The organism is Mesorhizobium sp. M0938 (assembly GCF_040319125.1).
Classification (GTDB): Bacteria; Pseudomonadota; Alphaproteobacteria; order Rhizobiales; family Rhizobiaceae; genus Mesorhizobium; species Mesorhizobium robiniae.
Genome location: NZ_JAMYNS010000013.1, coordinates 132,868 through 147,080 on the forward strand (window position 1 = coordinate 132,868; position 14,213 = coordinate 147,080).

The 14,213-nt window shown below is 61.8% G+C and carries 12 protein-coding genes and 1 pseudogene; 4 read left to right on the plus strand and 9 right to left on the minus strand.

The features are described 5' to 3' along the window. Positions 1-12: 12 nt before the first annotated feature. From NKH73_RS22465 to NKH73_RS22480, 4 genes are all read left to right on the plus strand, one after another. Positions 13-1,527: an FGGY-family carbohydrate kinase gene (locus NKH73_RS22465; RefSeq protein ID WP_352936347.1), complete on the plus strand. Its 1,515-nt coding sequence runs from the start codon at positions 13-15 to the stop codon at positions 1,525-1,527. Then, positions 1,524-3,146 (plus strand): GMC family oxidoreductase, encoded by a 1,623-nt coding sequence (locus NKH73_RS22470; protein WP_352936349.1) that lies wholly within the window; start codon positions 1,524-1,526, stop codon positions 3,144-3,146. The genes NKH73_RS22465 and NKH73_RS22470 overlap by 4 nt, the downstream gene beginning before the upstream one ends. Before the next feature lie 230 nt (positions 3,147-3,376). Next, the gene (locus NKH73_RS22475) at positions 3,377-3,766 is read left to right on the plus strand and encodes an antitoxin Xre/MbcA/ParS toxin-binding domain-containing protein (protein WP_352936351.1); all 390 of its coding nucleotides are present in this window, start codon (positions 3,377-3,379) and stop codon (positions 3,764-3,766) included. Next, complete coding sequence (locus tag NKH73_RS22480; protein ID WP_352936353.1) at positions 3,763-4,281, plus strand: RES family NAD+ phosphorylase; 519 nt, start codon at positions 3,763-3,765, stop codon at positions 4,279-4,281. The genes NKH73_RS22475 and NKH73_RS22480 overlap by 4 nt, the downstream gene beginning before the upstream one ends. Positions 4,282-4,316: 35 nt before the next feature. Here NKH73_RS22480 and NKH73_RS22485 read toward each other — a convergent pair. The 9 genes and pseudogenes from NKH73_RS22485 to NKH73_RS22525 all read right to left on the minus strand — a co-directional run bounded on the left by NKH73_RS22485 (position 4,317) and on the right by NKH73_RS22525 (position 14,176). Continuing rightward, positions 4,317-5,332 (minus strand): annotated as a pseudogene (locus tag NKH73_RS22485) (LLM class flavin-dependent oxidoreductase). Between the two features lie 206 nt (positions 5,333-5,538). Next, positions 5,539-6,072, minus strand: coding sequence for a VOC family protein (locus NKH73_RS22490; protein WP_352936355.1), 534 nt, complete (start codon positions 6,070-6,072; stop codon positions 5,539-5,541). Positions 6,073-6,103: 31 nt separating this feature from the next. After that, positions 6,104-7,699, minus strand: a complete 1,596-nt coding sequence (locus tag NKH73_RS22495; protein ID WP_352936357.1) for a GMC family oxidoreductase — start codon at positions 7,697-7,699, stop codon at positions 6,104-6,106. Positions 7,700-8,021: 322 nt separating this feature from the next. Then, the gene (locus NKH73_RS22500) at positions 8,022-9,161 is read right to left on the minus strand and encodes an ABC transporter substrate-binding protein (RefSeq protein ID WP_352936359.1); all 1,140 of its coding nucleotides are present in this window, start codon (positions 9,159-9,161) and stop codon (positions 8,022-8,024) included. A gap of 160 nt (positions 9,162-9,321) precedes the next feature. After that, the gene (locus tag NKH73_RS22505; RefSeq protein ID WP_352936361.1) at positions 9,322-10,404 is read right to left on the minus strand and encodes an ABC transporter ATP-binding protein; all 1,083 of its coding nucleotides are present in this window, start codon (positions 10,402-10,404) and stop codon (positions 9,322-9,324) included. Further along, a complete protein-coding gene (locus NKH73_RS22510; protein WP_352936363.1) occupies positions 10,401-11,204 on the minus strand; it encodes an ABC transporter permease in 804 nt (267 codons plus the stop codon). Before NKH73_RS22510 ends, NKH73_RS22505 begins: the two co-directional genes overlap by 4 nt. A 2-nt stretch (positions 11,205-11,206) precedes the next feature. Continuing rightward, the gene (locus NKH73_RS22515; protein ID WP_352936365.1) at positions 11,207-12,085 is read right to left on the minus strand and encodes an ABC transporter permease; all 879 of its coding nucleotides are present in this window, start codon (positions 12,083-12,085) and stop codon (positions 11,207-11,209) included. Between the two features lie 269 nt (positions 12,086-12,354). Beyond that, positions 12,355-13,218 carry a sugar phosphate isomerase/epimerase family protein gene (locus tag NKH73_RS22520; RefSeq protein WP_352936367.1) on the minus strand — a complete coding sequence of 288 codons (864 nt, stop codon included), beginning with the start codon at positions 13,216-13,218 and terminating at the stop codon, positions 12,355-12,357. 133 nt (positions 13,219-13,351) lie between these two features. Continuing rightward, a complete protein-coding gene (locus NKH73_RS22525) occupies positions 13,352-14,176 on the minus strand; it encodes a helix-turn-helix domain-containing protein (protein WP_352936369.1) in 825 nt (274 codons plus the stop codon). Between the last annotated feature and the right edge of the window lie 37 nt (positions 14,177-14,213).

Genomic DNA, 14,213 nt, shown 5'->3' on the forward strand with positions numbered 1-14,213 from the left:
GGAGGAGCTTCAATGCAGCAATACATTCTGGGTCTTGATGCGGGCAACACTGTCATCAAGGCCATCATCTTCGACACCACCGGTCGCGAACTCGCGCTTGCCGCTCGGGACGGCCGCTCCTGCATGCCAAAGCCCGGTCATGTCGAGCGGGACCTCGGCGAATTGTGGCGCAACGCCGTCGAGGTCATCCGCCAGTGCCTCGACCAGTCGGGCATCGACCCCAGCGACATCGCGGTAATCGGCTGCGCCGGCCACGGCAACGGGCTCTATGCGCTGGACCGCGGCGGCGACCCGCTGCTCGGCATCCAGTCGCTCGACACACGCGGCGTCGGCATTGTGAGCGAATGGGCGGCCGCGGGCGTTGGCGACCAGACCTATCTCCACTGCCTGCAACGGCCCTGGGCGGCGCAGACGCCGACGCTGCTGGCGTGGCTCAAGCGCCATGACCCGGCGCTTTTTGCCCGAATAGGCACCGTCTTCCTGTGCAAGGATTTTATCGTCAACCGCCTCACCGGCGCACGCTCGACCGACACCTCGGACATGTCGGGCTGCGGGCTTTTGCACATGCCCGGCCGACGCTATGAGCACGAGCTGCTGGCCGCCTACGGTCTCGACGATTGCATGGAACTGCTGCCGAACGTGCTGGAGGCCTCCGACATCGCCGGCCATATCACGCGCGATGTCGCCGCCGCCACCGGCCTTCGGGCGGGAACGCCTGTGGTCGCGGGCCTGTTCGACGTCGTCGCCAGCGCCATCGGTTCGGGCGTCACCAGCACCGGCGCCGCCTCCATCATTGCCGGCACCTGGAGCATCAATCAGGTCATCACCGAAGAGCCGATCCGCGATCCGTCGATCTTCATGCTGTCGACGTTCGATCCGGTACGCTACCTCGCTATCGAATCGAGTGCCACTTCGGCCGCAAATCTCGAGTGGATCGTGCGTGAGTTCTTCGAGCATGCGCCGCCGGCAGGCGCCTCGCCATTCGAGGTCTGCAGCGAGCTTGTTGCCTCCGTCGATCCCGCGGGAGACATGCCAATCTACCATCCATTCCTTTACGGCTCGCAGCAGAACGGCAAGGCGCGTGCAGGTTTCTACGGCATCGCCGGCTGGCACACGCGGGCGCATATGCTGCGCGCGCTGTTCGAGGGCGTCGTCTTCGAACATCGGCGCCATGTCGAGACGCTGCGTCGAGCGGGAGCGACTGTCAGCCAGGCGGTGCTTTCGGGCGGGGGCTCGCGCAGCGCCATCTGGCCGCAGATATTCGCCGATGTGCTGGACGTGCCGGTGACCGTGGCGCGGAGCCACGAGACTGGTGCACTGGGAGCTGCGATTGCAGCAGGAACAGGCATCGGCCTGTTTGCCGACTTCTCTGCGGGCGCGGCCGCGATGACCGCGCCCGACCGCTGCTACCAGCCCAATGGCGAGATCGCAGCGGCTTATGAGCAGCGCTATCGTCTGTATGGTGAGATCAACCAGGCCATGGGTCCGCTATGGGACAGGATGGCAAGCGAACGGACCTCTAATTGACACAGACCGCTGCCGATTTTGGACAATACGACTTCATCATCGTTGGCGCGGGTTCGGCCGGCTGCGTGCTGGCCAACAGACTGTCGGCCAATCCAGGCATGCGCGTGCTGCTTCTGGAGGCCGGCGGCAGTGACCGCTACCACTGGGTCAACATTCCTATCGGCTATCTCTATTGCATGGGCAACCCGCGTACCGATTGGCTGATGAAAACCGAGCCTGAGGCCGGGCTGAACGGTCGTGCGCTCAACTATCCGCGCGGCAAGCTTCTGGGCGGCTGCTCGTCGATCAACGGCATGATCTACATGCGCGGCCAGGCGGCCGACTATGATGGCTGGCGGCAAGCCGGGAATCTTGGTTGGGGCTGGGATGACGTGCTTCCATATTTCCGCAAGTCCGAGGACCATTTTGGCGGTGCCAACGACCTTCATGGCGCCGGTGGCGAATGGCGCGTCGAGCGCCAGCGCCTGTCCTGGCCGATCCTGGATGCCTTCCGCGATGCTGCCGAGGAACTTGGCATCCCCCGGACCGAGGATTTCAACGGCGGGACCAACGAGGGGTCGGGCTATTTCGAGGTCAACCAGAGGAAGGGCGTGCGCTGGAATACCTCGAAAGCGTTCCTGCGGGGCGTGCTGCGGCGGCCGAATTTGCGCGTCGTGACCGGCGCCGAGACCGAGACCCTGGATTTCGACGGAGCTTGCGTCACTGGCGTTGTCTTCTGCATGGGCGGTCGGTTGCATCGTGCGCGGGCAGGCGAGACGATACTTGCCGCTGGCGCAATCAATTCGCCGAAGCTGCTCGAGCTTTCCGGCGTTGGCCGGCCTGACGTGCTTGGCGCCGCAGGCATCCCGGTTCGCCACGCGCTGGAAGGCGTCGGCGAGAACCTGCAGGACCATCTGCAAATCCGCACAGTCTTCAAGGTCGCCAATGCCTCGACGCTAAACCAGCGCTACCACAATCTGTTCAGCCGCGCGGCCATGGGTGTCGAATACGCCATCCGTCGCACCGGACCGCTGTCGATGGCGCCGAGCCAGCTTGGCATCTTCGCCAGAAGCGACCCACGCCTGGAGACGCCCGATCTCGAATATCACGTCCAGCCGTTGAGCACTGACCGGCTGGGCGAACCGCTGCATCGCTTCCCCGCAGTCACGGTTTCGGTCTGCAATCTCAGACCGGAAGCCCGCGGCACCGTTCACATAGAGGCGCCCGACCCGCAGACTGCCCCAAAAATCCGGCCGAACTATTTGTCTACCGAGGGAGACAGGACCGTGGCTGTAGCCTCGCTTCGCCATGTCCGTCGCTTGATGAAGGCGCGCGCCGTCGCCCGTTTCGCGCCTGAGGAAATGCTGCCTGGTACGCAATATGAAAGCGACGAAGATCTCGTCCGCAAGGCCGGCGATATCGGTACTACGATTTTCCATCCGGTTGGCACCTGCAAGATGGGCACAGGCTCGATGGCGGTGGTCGACGGCCGGCTGCGGGTGCACGGCATTTCCCGCCTGCGCGTCGTCGACGCTTCGATTATGCCGACGATCGTTTCCGGCAACACTAACTCTCCAGTGGTGATGATCGCCGAGAAGGCATCGGAAATGATCTTGCAGGACGTCAACCATGAGAAATGATTGTCGGTGGCGCATCTGAGCTAAACTGAAACGAATGAGCAGTGCATGCGATTCTCAGCGTCCCGCCGAATCGATTTGTTCGGCAGACGTACGACAAGTGCTTCGAAGCGCAGCACGTCACGTGGACACGTCGGGCGGCCCGTGGCGGCTTCCGGGACTTGAAGACGGTCGATAATTGTCATATGTTTTGCACATTGAATGCGACTATGGATATGACAAGAGAGAGATCTATGGGTCAGGCCCTTAAGAGACCGGTGCAGAATGAATCTCTGGTTTTGTCATATATGGACCGGGCCGGGAAAATTGCCATTGACCAGGTCGCGGGCGGTTTTGGAATGTCCAAGAGCCAACTAGCGGAGACCGCCGGTCTTGCCCGCGAAACCCTCTATCGGCTAGAGCGGAGCCGCACGGCCAAGACACAGGGGCGTCTACGGGAAATGCTCGAGATCATCAGCCGCGTGGCCGATTGGGCGGGCGGCAAGGAACAGGCCATGGCCTGGTACCGAGCCCAGCCGCTGCCGGCGTTCGGCGGACGCACCGCCGAAGCCCTCGTGAAGGAAGGCAAAGCCGCCGCCGTTCGCGACTATCTCGATCATATGGCTTTGGGTGGCTTTGCTTGAGGTTTGTCGGAACCTGCTACAGGGCGCATGATCCACGCTGGGCATTCAAACCGACTTCCGGTGATGGAGCGGCGATCAGGGGTGCCCGATTCAATCCAAAAGGTGTGCCGGCGCTTTATCTGGCGCTGACCGTAATGACAGCGGTCAAGGAAGCCAACCAGGGTTTCGCGCATCGGATCGACCCCTGCGTGCTGTGCTCTTATGAGGTGGACTGCAGGGACATCACTGATCTGACGACGGAGCAGGGGAGGGGAGAAACTTCTGTCACGTTCGAGGATATGGCCTGCGCCTGGGCGACGGCTCTCAGCGGGGGAGAACGTCCTGGATCCTGGTTCATCTATGACCGACTGAGGCCTCAAGGCATTGCCGGTATTCTGGTTCCGAGTTTTGCTCCGGGCGCCGAGACGGAGGACCGCAACTTGGTGCTGTGGGACTGGGGTCCGGATCTTCCGCACAAGGTGAATGTGTTCGATCCGAGCGGCCGGCTGCCGAAGGACCAGCTGTCCTGGCGATGAAGCGCTCGCCAAAGGCAGGGTTTCGGCAGCAGGCGTCAGCGCCAACCCAAGGCCGGGGCGATATGGGTCAGGATCGCCTCGATGACATGCGCGTTGTAATCGACGCCAAGCTGGTTGGGAACGGTGAGCAGCAGCGTGTCGGCCTCCGTGATGGCCTCGTCCTTCTTCAGTTCCTCGATGAGGACGTCCGGTTCGGCGGCATAGGTGCGGCCGAACACGGCGCGCCTGTCCGCTTCGATGTAGCCGAAATGATCCTCGCTTTCATTGCTGCCGAAATAGGCGCGGTCGCGATCGTCGACCAGCGCGAAGATGCTACGGCTCACCGACACCCGCGGCTCGCGCTCGTGACCGGCCGCTTTCCAGGCCGCACGAAAGGCCCGGATCTGTTCGGCCTGCTGAATGTGAAAAGGCTTTCCGCCTTCGTCGAATTTGAGTGTGGAGCTCTGCAGGTTCATTCCCAGTTTCGCCGCCCACTCCGCGGTGGCATTGGTGGCGGCGCCCCACCAGATCCTGTCGCGTAGACCTTCCGAGTGGGGCTCAACGCGAAGCAGGCCGGGCGGGTTTGGAAACATCGGCCGCGGGTTCGGCTGGGCAAAGCCTTTGCCGCGCAAGATTTCGAGCAGCACTCCCGTGTGCCGCCGGGCCATATCGGCGTCGCTCTCACCCTCCTGCGGGGCGTAGCCGAAGTAGCGCCGTCGATCACCTGCTCGGGCGAGCCGCGGCTGATGCCCAGCTGCAAACGTCCGCCGGCGATCAGGTCGGCAGCACCGGCGTCCTCGGCCATATAGAGCGGGTTCTCGTAGCGCATGTCGATCACCGCTGTGCCGATCTCGATGCGGCTGGTCCTAGCGCCGACTGCCGCCAACAGCGGGAATGGCGAGCCAAGTTGCCGTGCGAAGTGATGCACACGGAAATAGGCCCCGTCGGCGCCCAGCTCCTCGGCAGCAACGGCAAGCTCGATGGACTGCAGCAGAGCGTCGGAGGCTGATCGCGTCTGCGACTGCGGTGAGGGCGCCCAGTGTCCGAACGACAGAAATCCGATTTTTTTCATGAGAATGCCACGTCAGAGTGAAAGGCGTCCTCGTTATCTAGTTATTGAACCGCTCGCTTGCCACGCCAATTCGGACCGGCAGAAGGGAAGAAGGACAGGGAGGGGTTTTTGCCCTCTGGAACCTGGAAGCATTGGTCAGGCTGCAAAATACTCCGAGACCTCTGCGGCTCCGAACGGCGCGTGCACCCAAATGCTGCGAGCGTCCGCTACCGAGCCGGCTTCCAGAGCAGCTTTGGCGCATCCGTCTCGTATGCCTTGCCGTCGGGGTAGCTGATCAGCTCCATCTGCAATCCCCACGGTGCCTCGAAATAAACCCAGGATTCGCCGGCTCCCGGTCCTTGCTTTTCGAGTTCGGGCCGGTCGAAGACCTTGACGCCCTTAGCTGTCAGATAGTCGGCGGCCGCCTCGATATCCTCGACATAGAAGCAAAGGTGGTAGCCGCCGATGTCGCTGTTTCTCGGATAGATTCGCTTCTGGTCGGGCGCCTCGAAATCGAACAGTTCGATGTTGCTGCCGTTCCCGCAGCGCATGAAGACGACTTCCTTCATGTTGGCGCGCGGATGGATGTTCATCTTGGCCTGCATGAAGGTGCCATTGTCGTCCTTCATCGAGCCGCCGGAATAGATGAAGTCGCAGCCGATCACATCTCCGAAGAAAGCAATCGCCTCCTTCATGTCGGGCACCACGAGACCGATATGGTCCATGGCGGCCAATCCCGGCATTCCTTTTCTGTCGTTCATCTATACCTCCTGCATAAGAAATCGCTTCGGTTTAACGCGCGTTGCGGCCGCGGCGAATGAAGTCGGCGACACGTTCTCCGACCATGATCGATGGCGCGTTGGTGTTGCCTGAGGGCACACTCGGCATGACCGAGGCGTCGGCGACGCGCAGGCCGCCGAGGCGGTGCAACCGCAACTCGCTGTCGACCACTGCCATCCGGTCGTTGCCGATCCGGCAGGTGCCGGTCGGATGCAGAGCGCCTTGCGCCATCTGCTTGACGTAATCGCGATAGTTCTCTTTCGTCTGCATCGGCCGGCCTGGGTACTGCTCGCGCTTGATCACGGGAGCAAGCGCCGCCTGCGCCATGATCCGCTGTCCTAGCCGAACGCCCTCAGCCATCGTGTCGAGGTCATAGGGATCGGAAAGATAGTTCGGCACGATGCGTGGCGGTGCGAACGGATCAGGCGAACGCAATTCGATGAAGCCCCGCGACCGTGGCCGGGTTTGGCAGACGTTCAACGTGCAGCCGTTTCCACTTTCAATCCGTGCAACGCCTTCCTCGATGCCGGAGCCGGCAAGGAAAGCATATTGCAGGTCGGGGTGCGGGTCGTCGGCGTTGCCCCACCAGAACGCACCGCCCTCGATGATGTTTGAGCAGACTGGTCCTTGTCGGAACAGTGCGTATTGAAGGCCGGCCCAAAGCTTCCAATGCAATTTCTTGTATTTGTCGTAGCCGTCTGGTCCGTTGAGTTCATAAATCAGGTAGCAGTCCATGTGGTCCTTCAGGTTGCGGCCGACGCCCGGTAGGTCATGCACGACGGGCACGCCGACCTGCCGCAGATGCTCGGCCGGACCGATGCCGGAAAGCAGCAGCAGGCGGGGCGAGTTGATTGCACCGGCCGACAATATGACCTCGCGCTCGGCGCGTGCGACGAGCGTGCGCCCACCTTGGATGTATTCGACCCCGACGGCGCGATTGTTCGCGACCAGGATGCGCATAGCTCGGGCGCCAGTCTGCACCTTGAGGTTTGGCCGCCTGCGCGCTGGCTTCAAATAGCAGACAGAGGCGCTGGCGCGGCGGCCGTTGCGCGCCGTGATCTGGTAAAGGCCCGCGCCGGCCTGCACGCCGCCGTTGAAATCGGCGACATAGGGGATCCCCGCCTGCTGGCAGGCCTTGAGCCAGGTCCTGGTCAGCGGACTGACATATTGCGGGGAAGATACTTTCAGCGGCCCGCCGGATGCATGCGCCTCGCCGGCTAGCGTGTTGTTGTCCTCGGCGCGCAGAAAAAAGGGCAGAACGTCCTTGTAGGCCCAACCCTCCGCACCTTGCTCGGCCCAGCCGTCATAGTCTGATGGAATGCCGCGGATATAGAGCATCGCATTGACGGAACTGCCGCCGCCCAGCACGCGCGCTTGCACCATGGTCGGCGGTGTGGCCTTTGGGTTCTCGGCGGTCGGCTCCTGTTCGAAACGCTGCAGCAGACTGCCGGTCGCGGTCTTGTAGACCATCACCGGAAGATGGATTTCGATGGCGCGGTCCTCCGGCCCTTCCTCCAGGAGAAGCACGGAACTGCCGGCATCCTCAGAGAGCCGCGACGCGGCTACGCAGCCGGCGGAGCCGCCACCGATGACGACATAGTCTGGCATGACGCTGTCTCTGTTGCACAAGAGGTACGATGGGCGGACGGGGCCCCCCCGGGGGGCGGGGGGGGGCGGAGTGAGGGCCCGGGGGGGGGGGGCGGGGGGGGGGGGGTGTGGATGGGGGGCAGCGCGAAGGCCCGCACGCCAAAGCACAAAAAAGAAAACCACCCAACGAAGGGGAGGGGGGCGGGGGGGGGGGTGGGGGGGCGGGTTTTTTTATTCAACCGCGCGTCCGCTCGGCGGGCCGCCCCGCCCCGGGGGGGTGCCGCCCCCCGTCCGTAGAGAGCGCCGGGGAGGATGCGCCTTCTGGCTGGATGTGACGGAAGCCTCAGCCCGCCTTGAATTCGTTCCAGGCGGCGACCCAATCGGCATAGGTCGCATACTGCTCCGACTCGAGCGGCGGAATGCCGAGGAGCGGAGCAGCTTTGAAGATCCCTTCGACATCGGAATAGTCGAACAACGCCTTGGTCTCGGGCGGCAGCAGATCGACCGCCTTCGACGAGACGACACCGGCTGCATTGCGGGTGACGACCTTGGCCTGCACTTCCGGCGAGATCGCCTGGTTGAAGAATTCGTAGGCGGCTTCCTCATTGTCTGCGCCAGGCGGCATGAACCAGGCGTCGCACCAGGTTGCGGCGCCTTCCTTAGGAATCGTGTAGATCGTCTCGACCCCTTGCTTGGCCGTCTCCGTTGGGATGCCGGTCCAACCCGCGAAACAGGCGGCGACTTCGCCCGAAACCATGAGCGACACCACGTCGCCGTACGTCAGGCTGATGGTGCGGGCCTGATCGCGGTAGAGCTTCAGGTGCTCGAACGTCTTGGCCATCTCGTCCTTGGTCAAGTTCGGGAAACTTGTGAAGCCGGCCAGCACGGCGGCGACCGGCCACGTGACAAGCGTGTCGTCAACCAGAACGATCTTGCCTTTCAGCTCAGGCTTGAGCAGGTCCTTGTAGCTGGTCGGCTTGTCCATCAGCTTGGGATTATACACGATGGTGTTGAGGCCCCAGGCATAGGGCACACCATGGAGTTCGCCGTTCCGGAACCAGGTCGGCTTGTCGTAGAAGACGTCGAAGAGGTTGTCGGCGCTGTAGTTCGGCAGCTTGGACCTGTCGAGCGGCTTGGCAATCTTCAAAACGTCGAGATATAGGTCCGCGTAGCCCTGGTTGTATTCGGCGGCGTCGAAAGGCGGCGGGTTGGGCACGCTGAACTTCGTGGTGACGTCATCCTGGTTGCCCATCGCCGAGACTTCGACGTTGAGGCTATTTTTCGAAATCCAGTCGGCAAGCTCGTCGGTCAGCTCCCAGCCTTCCCAAGCCATGATCTGCAGGTCGCCAGAGGCGGCGTGTGCCAGGTTGGGGATGAAAGGCGCGAGCATCGCGCCGCCGGCAAGGGCTGTTGCGCCGCCAAGAAATGATCGGCGGCTCGTTGCGAATTGCATGACTTCGTCGGTGGACCAGATTTTTCTCATTGTCGAATTCCCCTTTTTGAGATCCGTTAAGAATTTGATTGTGTTGGCATCCGCGCCGCCAAACAATTTCGCATGGTATCGAATGCCGGCGCTTCATGGCGCGTTGCGTGCGTCAATGTGCGAATGCCCTCGTCGGAAGGTGCACAATTTCGGCGCCGCGTCAGGCGTGCGGCAGCATGATGACATTGGCCGAATCCCAATAGATGCGGGTTCGGTCGCCAACTGACGGCAAGGCGAGATGGCCGTTGCGCTGCACCTGGATGCGGACCGGCGACTGGTCGTCCAGGCGCACGGTGTAGAACGAGCGGCTGCCGATGAAGACGACATCCTCGACTGTACCCTCGGCCGACTGCGCCGCCTCACCGCCCTGGAAACTCAAGGACTCCGGACGGATGGAGACGATGATGCGCTCTGAGACCTGGCGATCCTCGGTCTTGGCGCCGAGGAAAGGAATGCCGGCCGTCGTGACCGCAGTGGTGCCGATGCCATTGACCGCGCTGACGGTCGCATCGAACAGATTGGTTTCCCCGAGGAATTTCGCGGCGAACAACGATTTCGGCCTGGCGTACATGTCCTCGGGCCGGTCGATCTGCACGATGCGGCCCTTTTCCATCAGCACGACGCGATCCGACAGGATCATCGCCTCGTCCTGGTCATGGGTGACGTAGACGAAGGTGGCTCCCGTCTCGGCATGGATGCGCTTCATCTCGGCCAGCATGTGCTGGCGGATTTTCAAGTCGAGCGCGGCGAGCGGCTCGTCGAGAAGCAGTACCTTGGGGCCGTTTACCAGCGCGCGGGCCAGCGCCACGCGCTGGCTCTGGCCGCCGCTAATCTCGTCGATGTAACGGTTGGCGAAGTTGTCCAACTGCACGATGTTCAGCATGCGATTGACCCGCTCCTTGACTTCGGACTTCGGCAAACCCTTGACCTTCAGGCCGAATGCGACGTTCTCGAACACGTCGAGATGCGGAAAGAGTGCGTAGCGCTGGAACACCATGTTGACAGGCCGGCGTTCGGGCGGCGTGCCGGCGCAGTCGTTGCCGTCGATGCTGATCGTCCCCGCAGTCAGCGTCTCGAACCCGGCGATGAGGCGCATGAGCGTAGTCTTGCCGCACCCGGATGGTCCGAGCAGCGTCAGGATCTCGCCTTGGCGGATCGACAGATTGATGTCGGTCAGCGCGGTAAAACTACCGAAGACTTTCTTGCCATCGCGGATATCGATGATCGTCTTGGGATTGGTCATGGCAAAGGCTCCAACTGTTCCACGCGGCCGGCGATCGCGGAGCGGCGGCGCGCCTGACCAATCAGCCAGGACGCAACCAGGATTGCGATCGAGAAAAAGAGGGCGAGCGTCGAGATGGCGTTGACGAGTGGCGTCACCGTGCGGCGCATCATCGACCAGATGTACATCGGCAGCGTGGTCTCTGTGCCGGCGACGAAGGACGTCACCACGAATTCGTCGAAGGAAACCGCGAAGGCGAGTATCGAGGACGCAATCAATGTCGGTGCGATCAGCGGCAGCGTAACGCGGGCAAAGGTCTGTATCTGCGAAGCGCCCAGATCGCGCGAAGCCTCCTCCAGCGAAGGATCGAACAGGGCAAGACGCGCCTTCATGGCGACGATCAGGATCGGGATGGCGATGACGACATGGGCGATCACGATCGTGACGGTCGAGAGCTGAGTGCCTGACTGGGCGAAGAGGACGAGCAGCGACACGCCGACGAACAGGCCCGGCAACGCGATAGGCGTCACGGTCAACGCTTCGATCATGCCGCGGCCGGCGCGGCCAAAGCGCAGCCAGGCCAGCGACGCCGTGGCGCCGAGCAGCAGGGTCACCAGTGCTGTGAGCAGAGCAACCGTTAGGCTCTTGATCACCGCGGAAGCCAGTTGCGCATTGCCGAGCAACTCCTCGTACCAACGCAGCGAAAGTCCTGCGAAGGGGAAGGACAGCGACGGCGACGCATGGAATGAGAACAGTACGATAATCAAGAGCGGCGCGAGCAGGAAGGCCAGGATGGCCCAGACGATGATCCGCAACAGCACAGTCAGATCTCCCGCTCGGTTTTCGCCCGCCGCTTGACGATCAGGCCGGTGGCGCGGCCAAGCGCCGTGATAAACGCGTAAAGGACGATCGAGATACCGAACATCAGGAAGGCCTGCGCCGCACCGAGCGGCCAGTTGCCGGTCTTGCGGAACTGGTCAGCGATCAGGAGGCCCGTGGTCTGTCCAGATGAACCGCCCAGCATCTGCGGCGTCACGTAGTCGCCCGCGACAAGAATGAAAGTCAGCATGAAGGCGCCGATCAGCCCGTTGGCAGCGTTGGGGGCGATGACCTTGAAGAACGCGCCTATCGATGACGTGCCTAGGTCGCGCGCCGCATCGATCAGGTCGCGCTTGATCTCGCTCAATGAGGACACGACGAGCAGGATGCAGAACGGCAGGTAGATATGGACCAACGTGATCGTCACCGCGAACGGGCTGAACAGGAAAGCCGAGACAGGGTGATCGATGACGCCGAGCTGCAGGAGCACAGTGTTGAGCACGCCATTGGTGCCGAGCAGCGTGCGCCAAGCGTAGATGCGTACCAGATAGCTCGAGAACCACGTGATAAGGATGAGATAGAGGATGGTCTGCGAACGGCTGACATAGACAAGATAGTAGCCGACCGGAATCGACAGGATTAGCGTGACCGTGGCGGTGAACAGGCCGATGCGGATGGCGTTGAAGGTAACCTTCCAGAAGACGGGCGAGGCTAGCGAGCCGAGATAGTTGTTGAACTGGAAGTCCGGCACGATGCGGTAGGATGCGGACGACCAGAAGCTGTAGGCGAATAGGATCAGGCTCGGTACGATGAAGAACACGAGCATGTAGAGTATCGCCGGCGTGGCCAGCAATGTCCCCGTTCTCGTGCGTGTAAGACTCATTTGCAGCACTCCCGCAGGGCTTCGTCCATCGCCGCCCATCCGAGCCGGCTCCGTCCGAGGCCGTCGGCGCCGATCAACGGCGCATTCATGGTTCCCGTCGGCAGGTCGTCAGATCGACCGATCCGTCGCCTGCTCTTGCCAGGTGATAGTCCGCAGTTTCGCGCCAGTTAACAATTTCGCACGACAGGGTTTCCTGAAGCGATCTTGCGCACACTGCGCGAAGTATTGCTTCCAAACCGAGGTATCTGCCACCGGGATAAATTAGACCATCAGGCCCTTACGTCGGCCGCATCGAGAACTGCAGAGATCGAGGCCGCGGATTTCGTTGCGATCTCTTCGGCCGACATGGCTGCCAGCATCGGGGAAAAGACCTCCGGTCCGACCTGGTTGAGGCCGCCGCCCTCGGCCAGGATCCGGATGATCTCCACATTGGGAAAGTCGCCGTCACCCGGAAAGAACCTGTTGTAACAATCATCCTTGATCGAGATACCGGCCGGAAGATCGAGCGGCCCGTCGTTCAGTTGCAGGCAGTGGATCATGCCGCTGGGAATCTGGCGAAGCGTGTCGAGCTTCGAGCGGCTGCGGACGAAATGCCAGACATCGAAGACCAGACCGGAATTCGGCTGGTCCGCTGCACTGACGATTTGCCAGGCCATCTCCAGCGTCGGCACGCCCCACAATGGTATGAATTCGAGATCGCAAATTACCCCGTAGGTCGCGGCGCGACGGCAGATGGCGGCGTATTGCTGGGTGATCTCGTCGATCGACATCGCATTCAACGGGAACGTGGCATTCAGGCTCATATGCCTGCAACCCAGTCCATCGATCAGCCGGAAAAAGGCATCCGGCGTCGTGTCGACAGTGCGGATATAGGCTTCGTCCATGTTGTCGGGACGCCAGATGCGCGGCCAGGTATTGAGCGGATCGAGCCGGGTGATCGAGATGCCGTCGTCGGCTGCTCGTGACTTCATCTCGGCAAAGCTCATGCCGTCTTCCAACAGCCGCTCGACCTCCAGCGGCATTAGCGAGAGTTCGCCGAATCCGGCCAAGCGCGTAGCGCGAAGCTTTTCCTGGAATGGCAGGTGCGCCACGTTGGAAAACGGCATCATGGTCGAATTGACGGGGCCTGCCAAAATCGCGCTCCTTCTGACCAGACGTTCGGCGCTCTGCCGGACGGCGCCAATTGACACGGCTGCGCACGTTCCCGCAATTTCGTGGCGAACACATTGGCGAGCGTGTTTGACGCTTTGGCCGCGTCGGATTGCGTCAGCCGAGCTGGATCATTTCGGAGCCATCGCCGAGGAATTGCAAGGCCTCGCGTGGGATTGAAGGGTCGCCGCGATCGAGCACGGTCAGTGCGTCGAGGTGCTCGCGTTTGAGCAGCCCGGGCCCCCGGTAGTGCAGTGCCACCTTGGTCGAATAGGGCTGGCGGAACATGGTGGCGGCGATGCCTGTGGCGATGCCGAACATGAATTTCGATGAGCTGCGCTTGACCGGCGCATAGACGCCGAAGGTCAACTCGTTACGTTGGATGCCTTCGAAGTCGGCGGTGAAAAGTCGGCCCGCGACCGGAAAAACGAAGCCGTAATATTTAAAAACGTACTCCGTCTTCGTTGGATCGTCGTAGCTCGGAAACCGCTCGATGTAATAGTGCTGCAGGAACTGGTTGTTCTTGTAGATGCAGAACGCCGAGCGCAGGACGAACCCCTTGTAGATCGACGAGTACTGGTAACGGTCCCAGACGCCGAGTACCTCTTTCTGGTCACCGCTCGATTCGACGATCATCGCTTCGACGAACTTGTTGAGCTCGGGCGAACGGCGTACATTTTCCATGGCGTGGAAAAAATTGCCCTCCACGAGGGTGCGGAACTCATCCGGCTGCGAGAACAGAATCGGCACGCTGAGGCCGAAGTAATTGGCGATTAGCCGCAGGTTCTGCGGCGAGGGCATGTGCAGCCCGGAAAGATATTTGTTGAATTGCTGACGGTTAAGATTGATCTTGCGGCAGACCGCCGAGATCGAGCCGTGGCGCTCGCAGAGCAGGCGCAGGTTGGCCGAAAAGTGAGCTACCTGGTTTCCATCGTGTTCCATCAATCCCGCCCACTTTAAGTCACATGCCGCATATGTT

Excerpts from the sequence above, each read along its gene's own strand:
- NKH73_RS22505 (WP_352936361.1), bottom strand. The coding sequence starts at position 10,404 with ATGACCAATCCCAAGACGATCATCGATATCCGCGATGGCAAGAAAGTC.
- NKH73_RS22515 (WP_352936365.1), bottom strand. The coding sequence starts at position 12,085 with ATGAGTCTTACACGCACGAGAACGGGGACATTGCTGGCCACGCCGGCG.
- NKH73_RS22490 (WP_352936355.1), bottom strand. The coding sequence starts at position 6,072 with ATGAACGACAGAAAAGGAATGCCGGGATTGGCCGCCATGGACCATATC.
- NKH73_RS22495 (WP_352936357.1), bottom strand. The coding sequence starts at position 7,699 with ATGCCAGACTATGTCGTCATCGGTGGCGGCTCCGCCGGCTGCGTAGCC.
- NKH73_RS22525 (WP_352936369.1), bottom strand. The coding sequence starts at position 14,176 with ATGGAACACGATGGAAACCAGGTAGCTCACTTTTCGGCCAACCTGCGC.
- NKH73_RS22475 (WP_352936351.1), top strand. The coding sequence starts at position 3,377 with ATGGGTCAGGCCCTTAAGAGACCGGTGCAGAATGAATCTCTGGTTTTG.
- NKH73_RS22500 (WP_352936359.1), bottom strand. The coding sequence starts at position 9,161 with ATGAGAAAAATCTGGTCCACCGACGAAGTCATGCAATTCGCAACGAGC.
- NKH73_RS22465 (WP_352936347.1), top strand. The coding sequence starts at position 13 with ATGCAGCAATACATTCTGGGTCTTGATGCGGGCAACACTGTCATCAAG.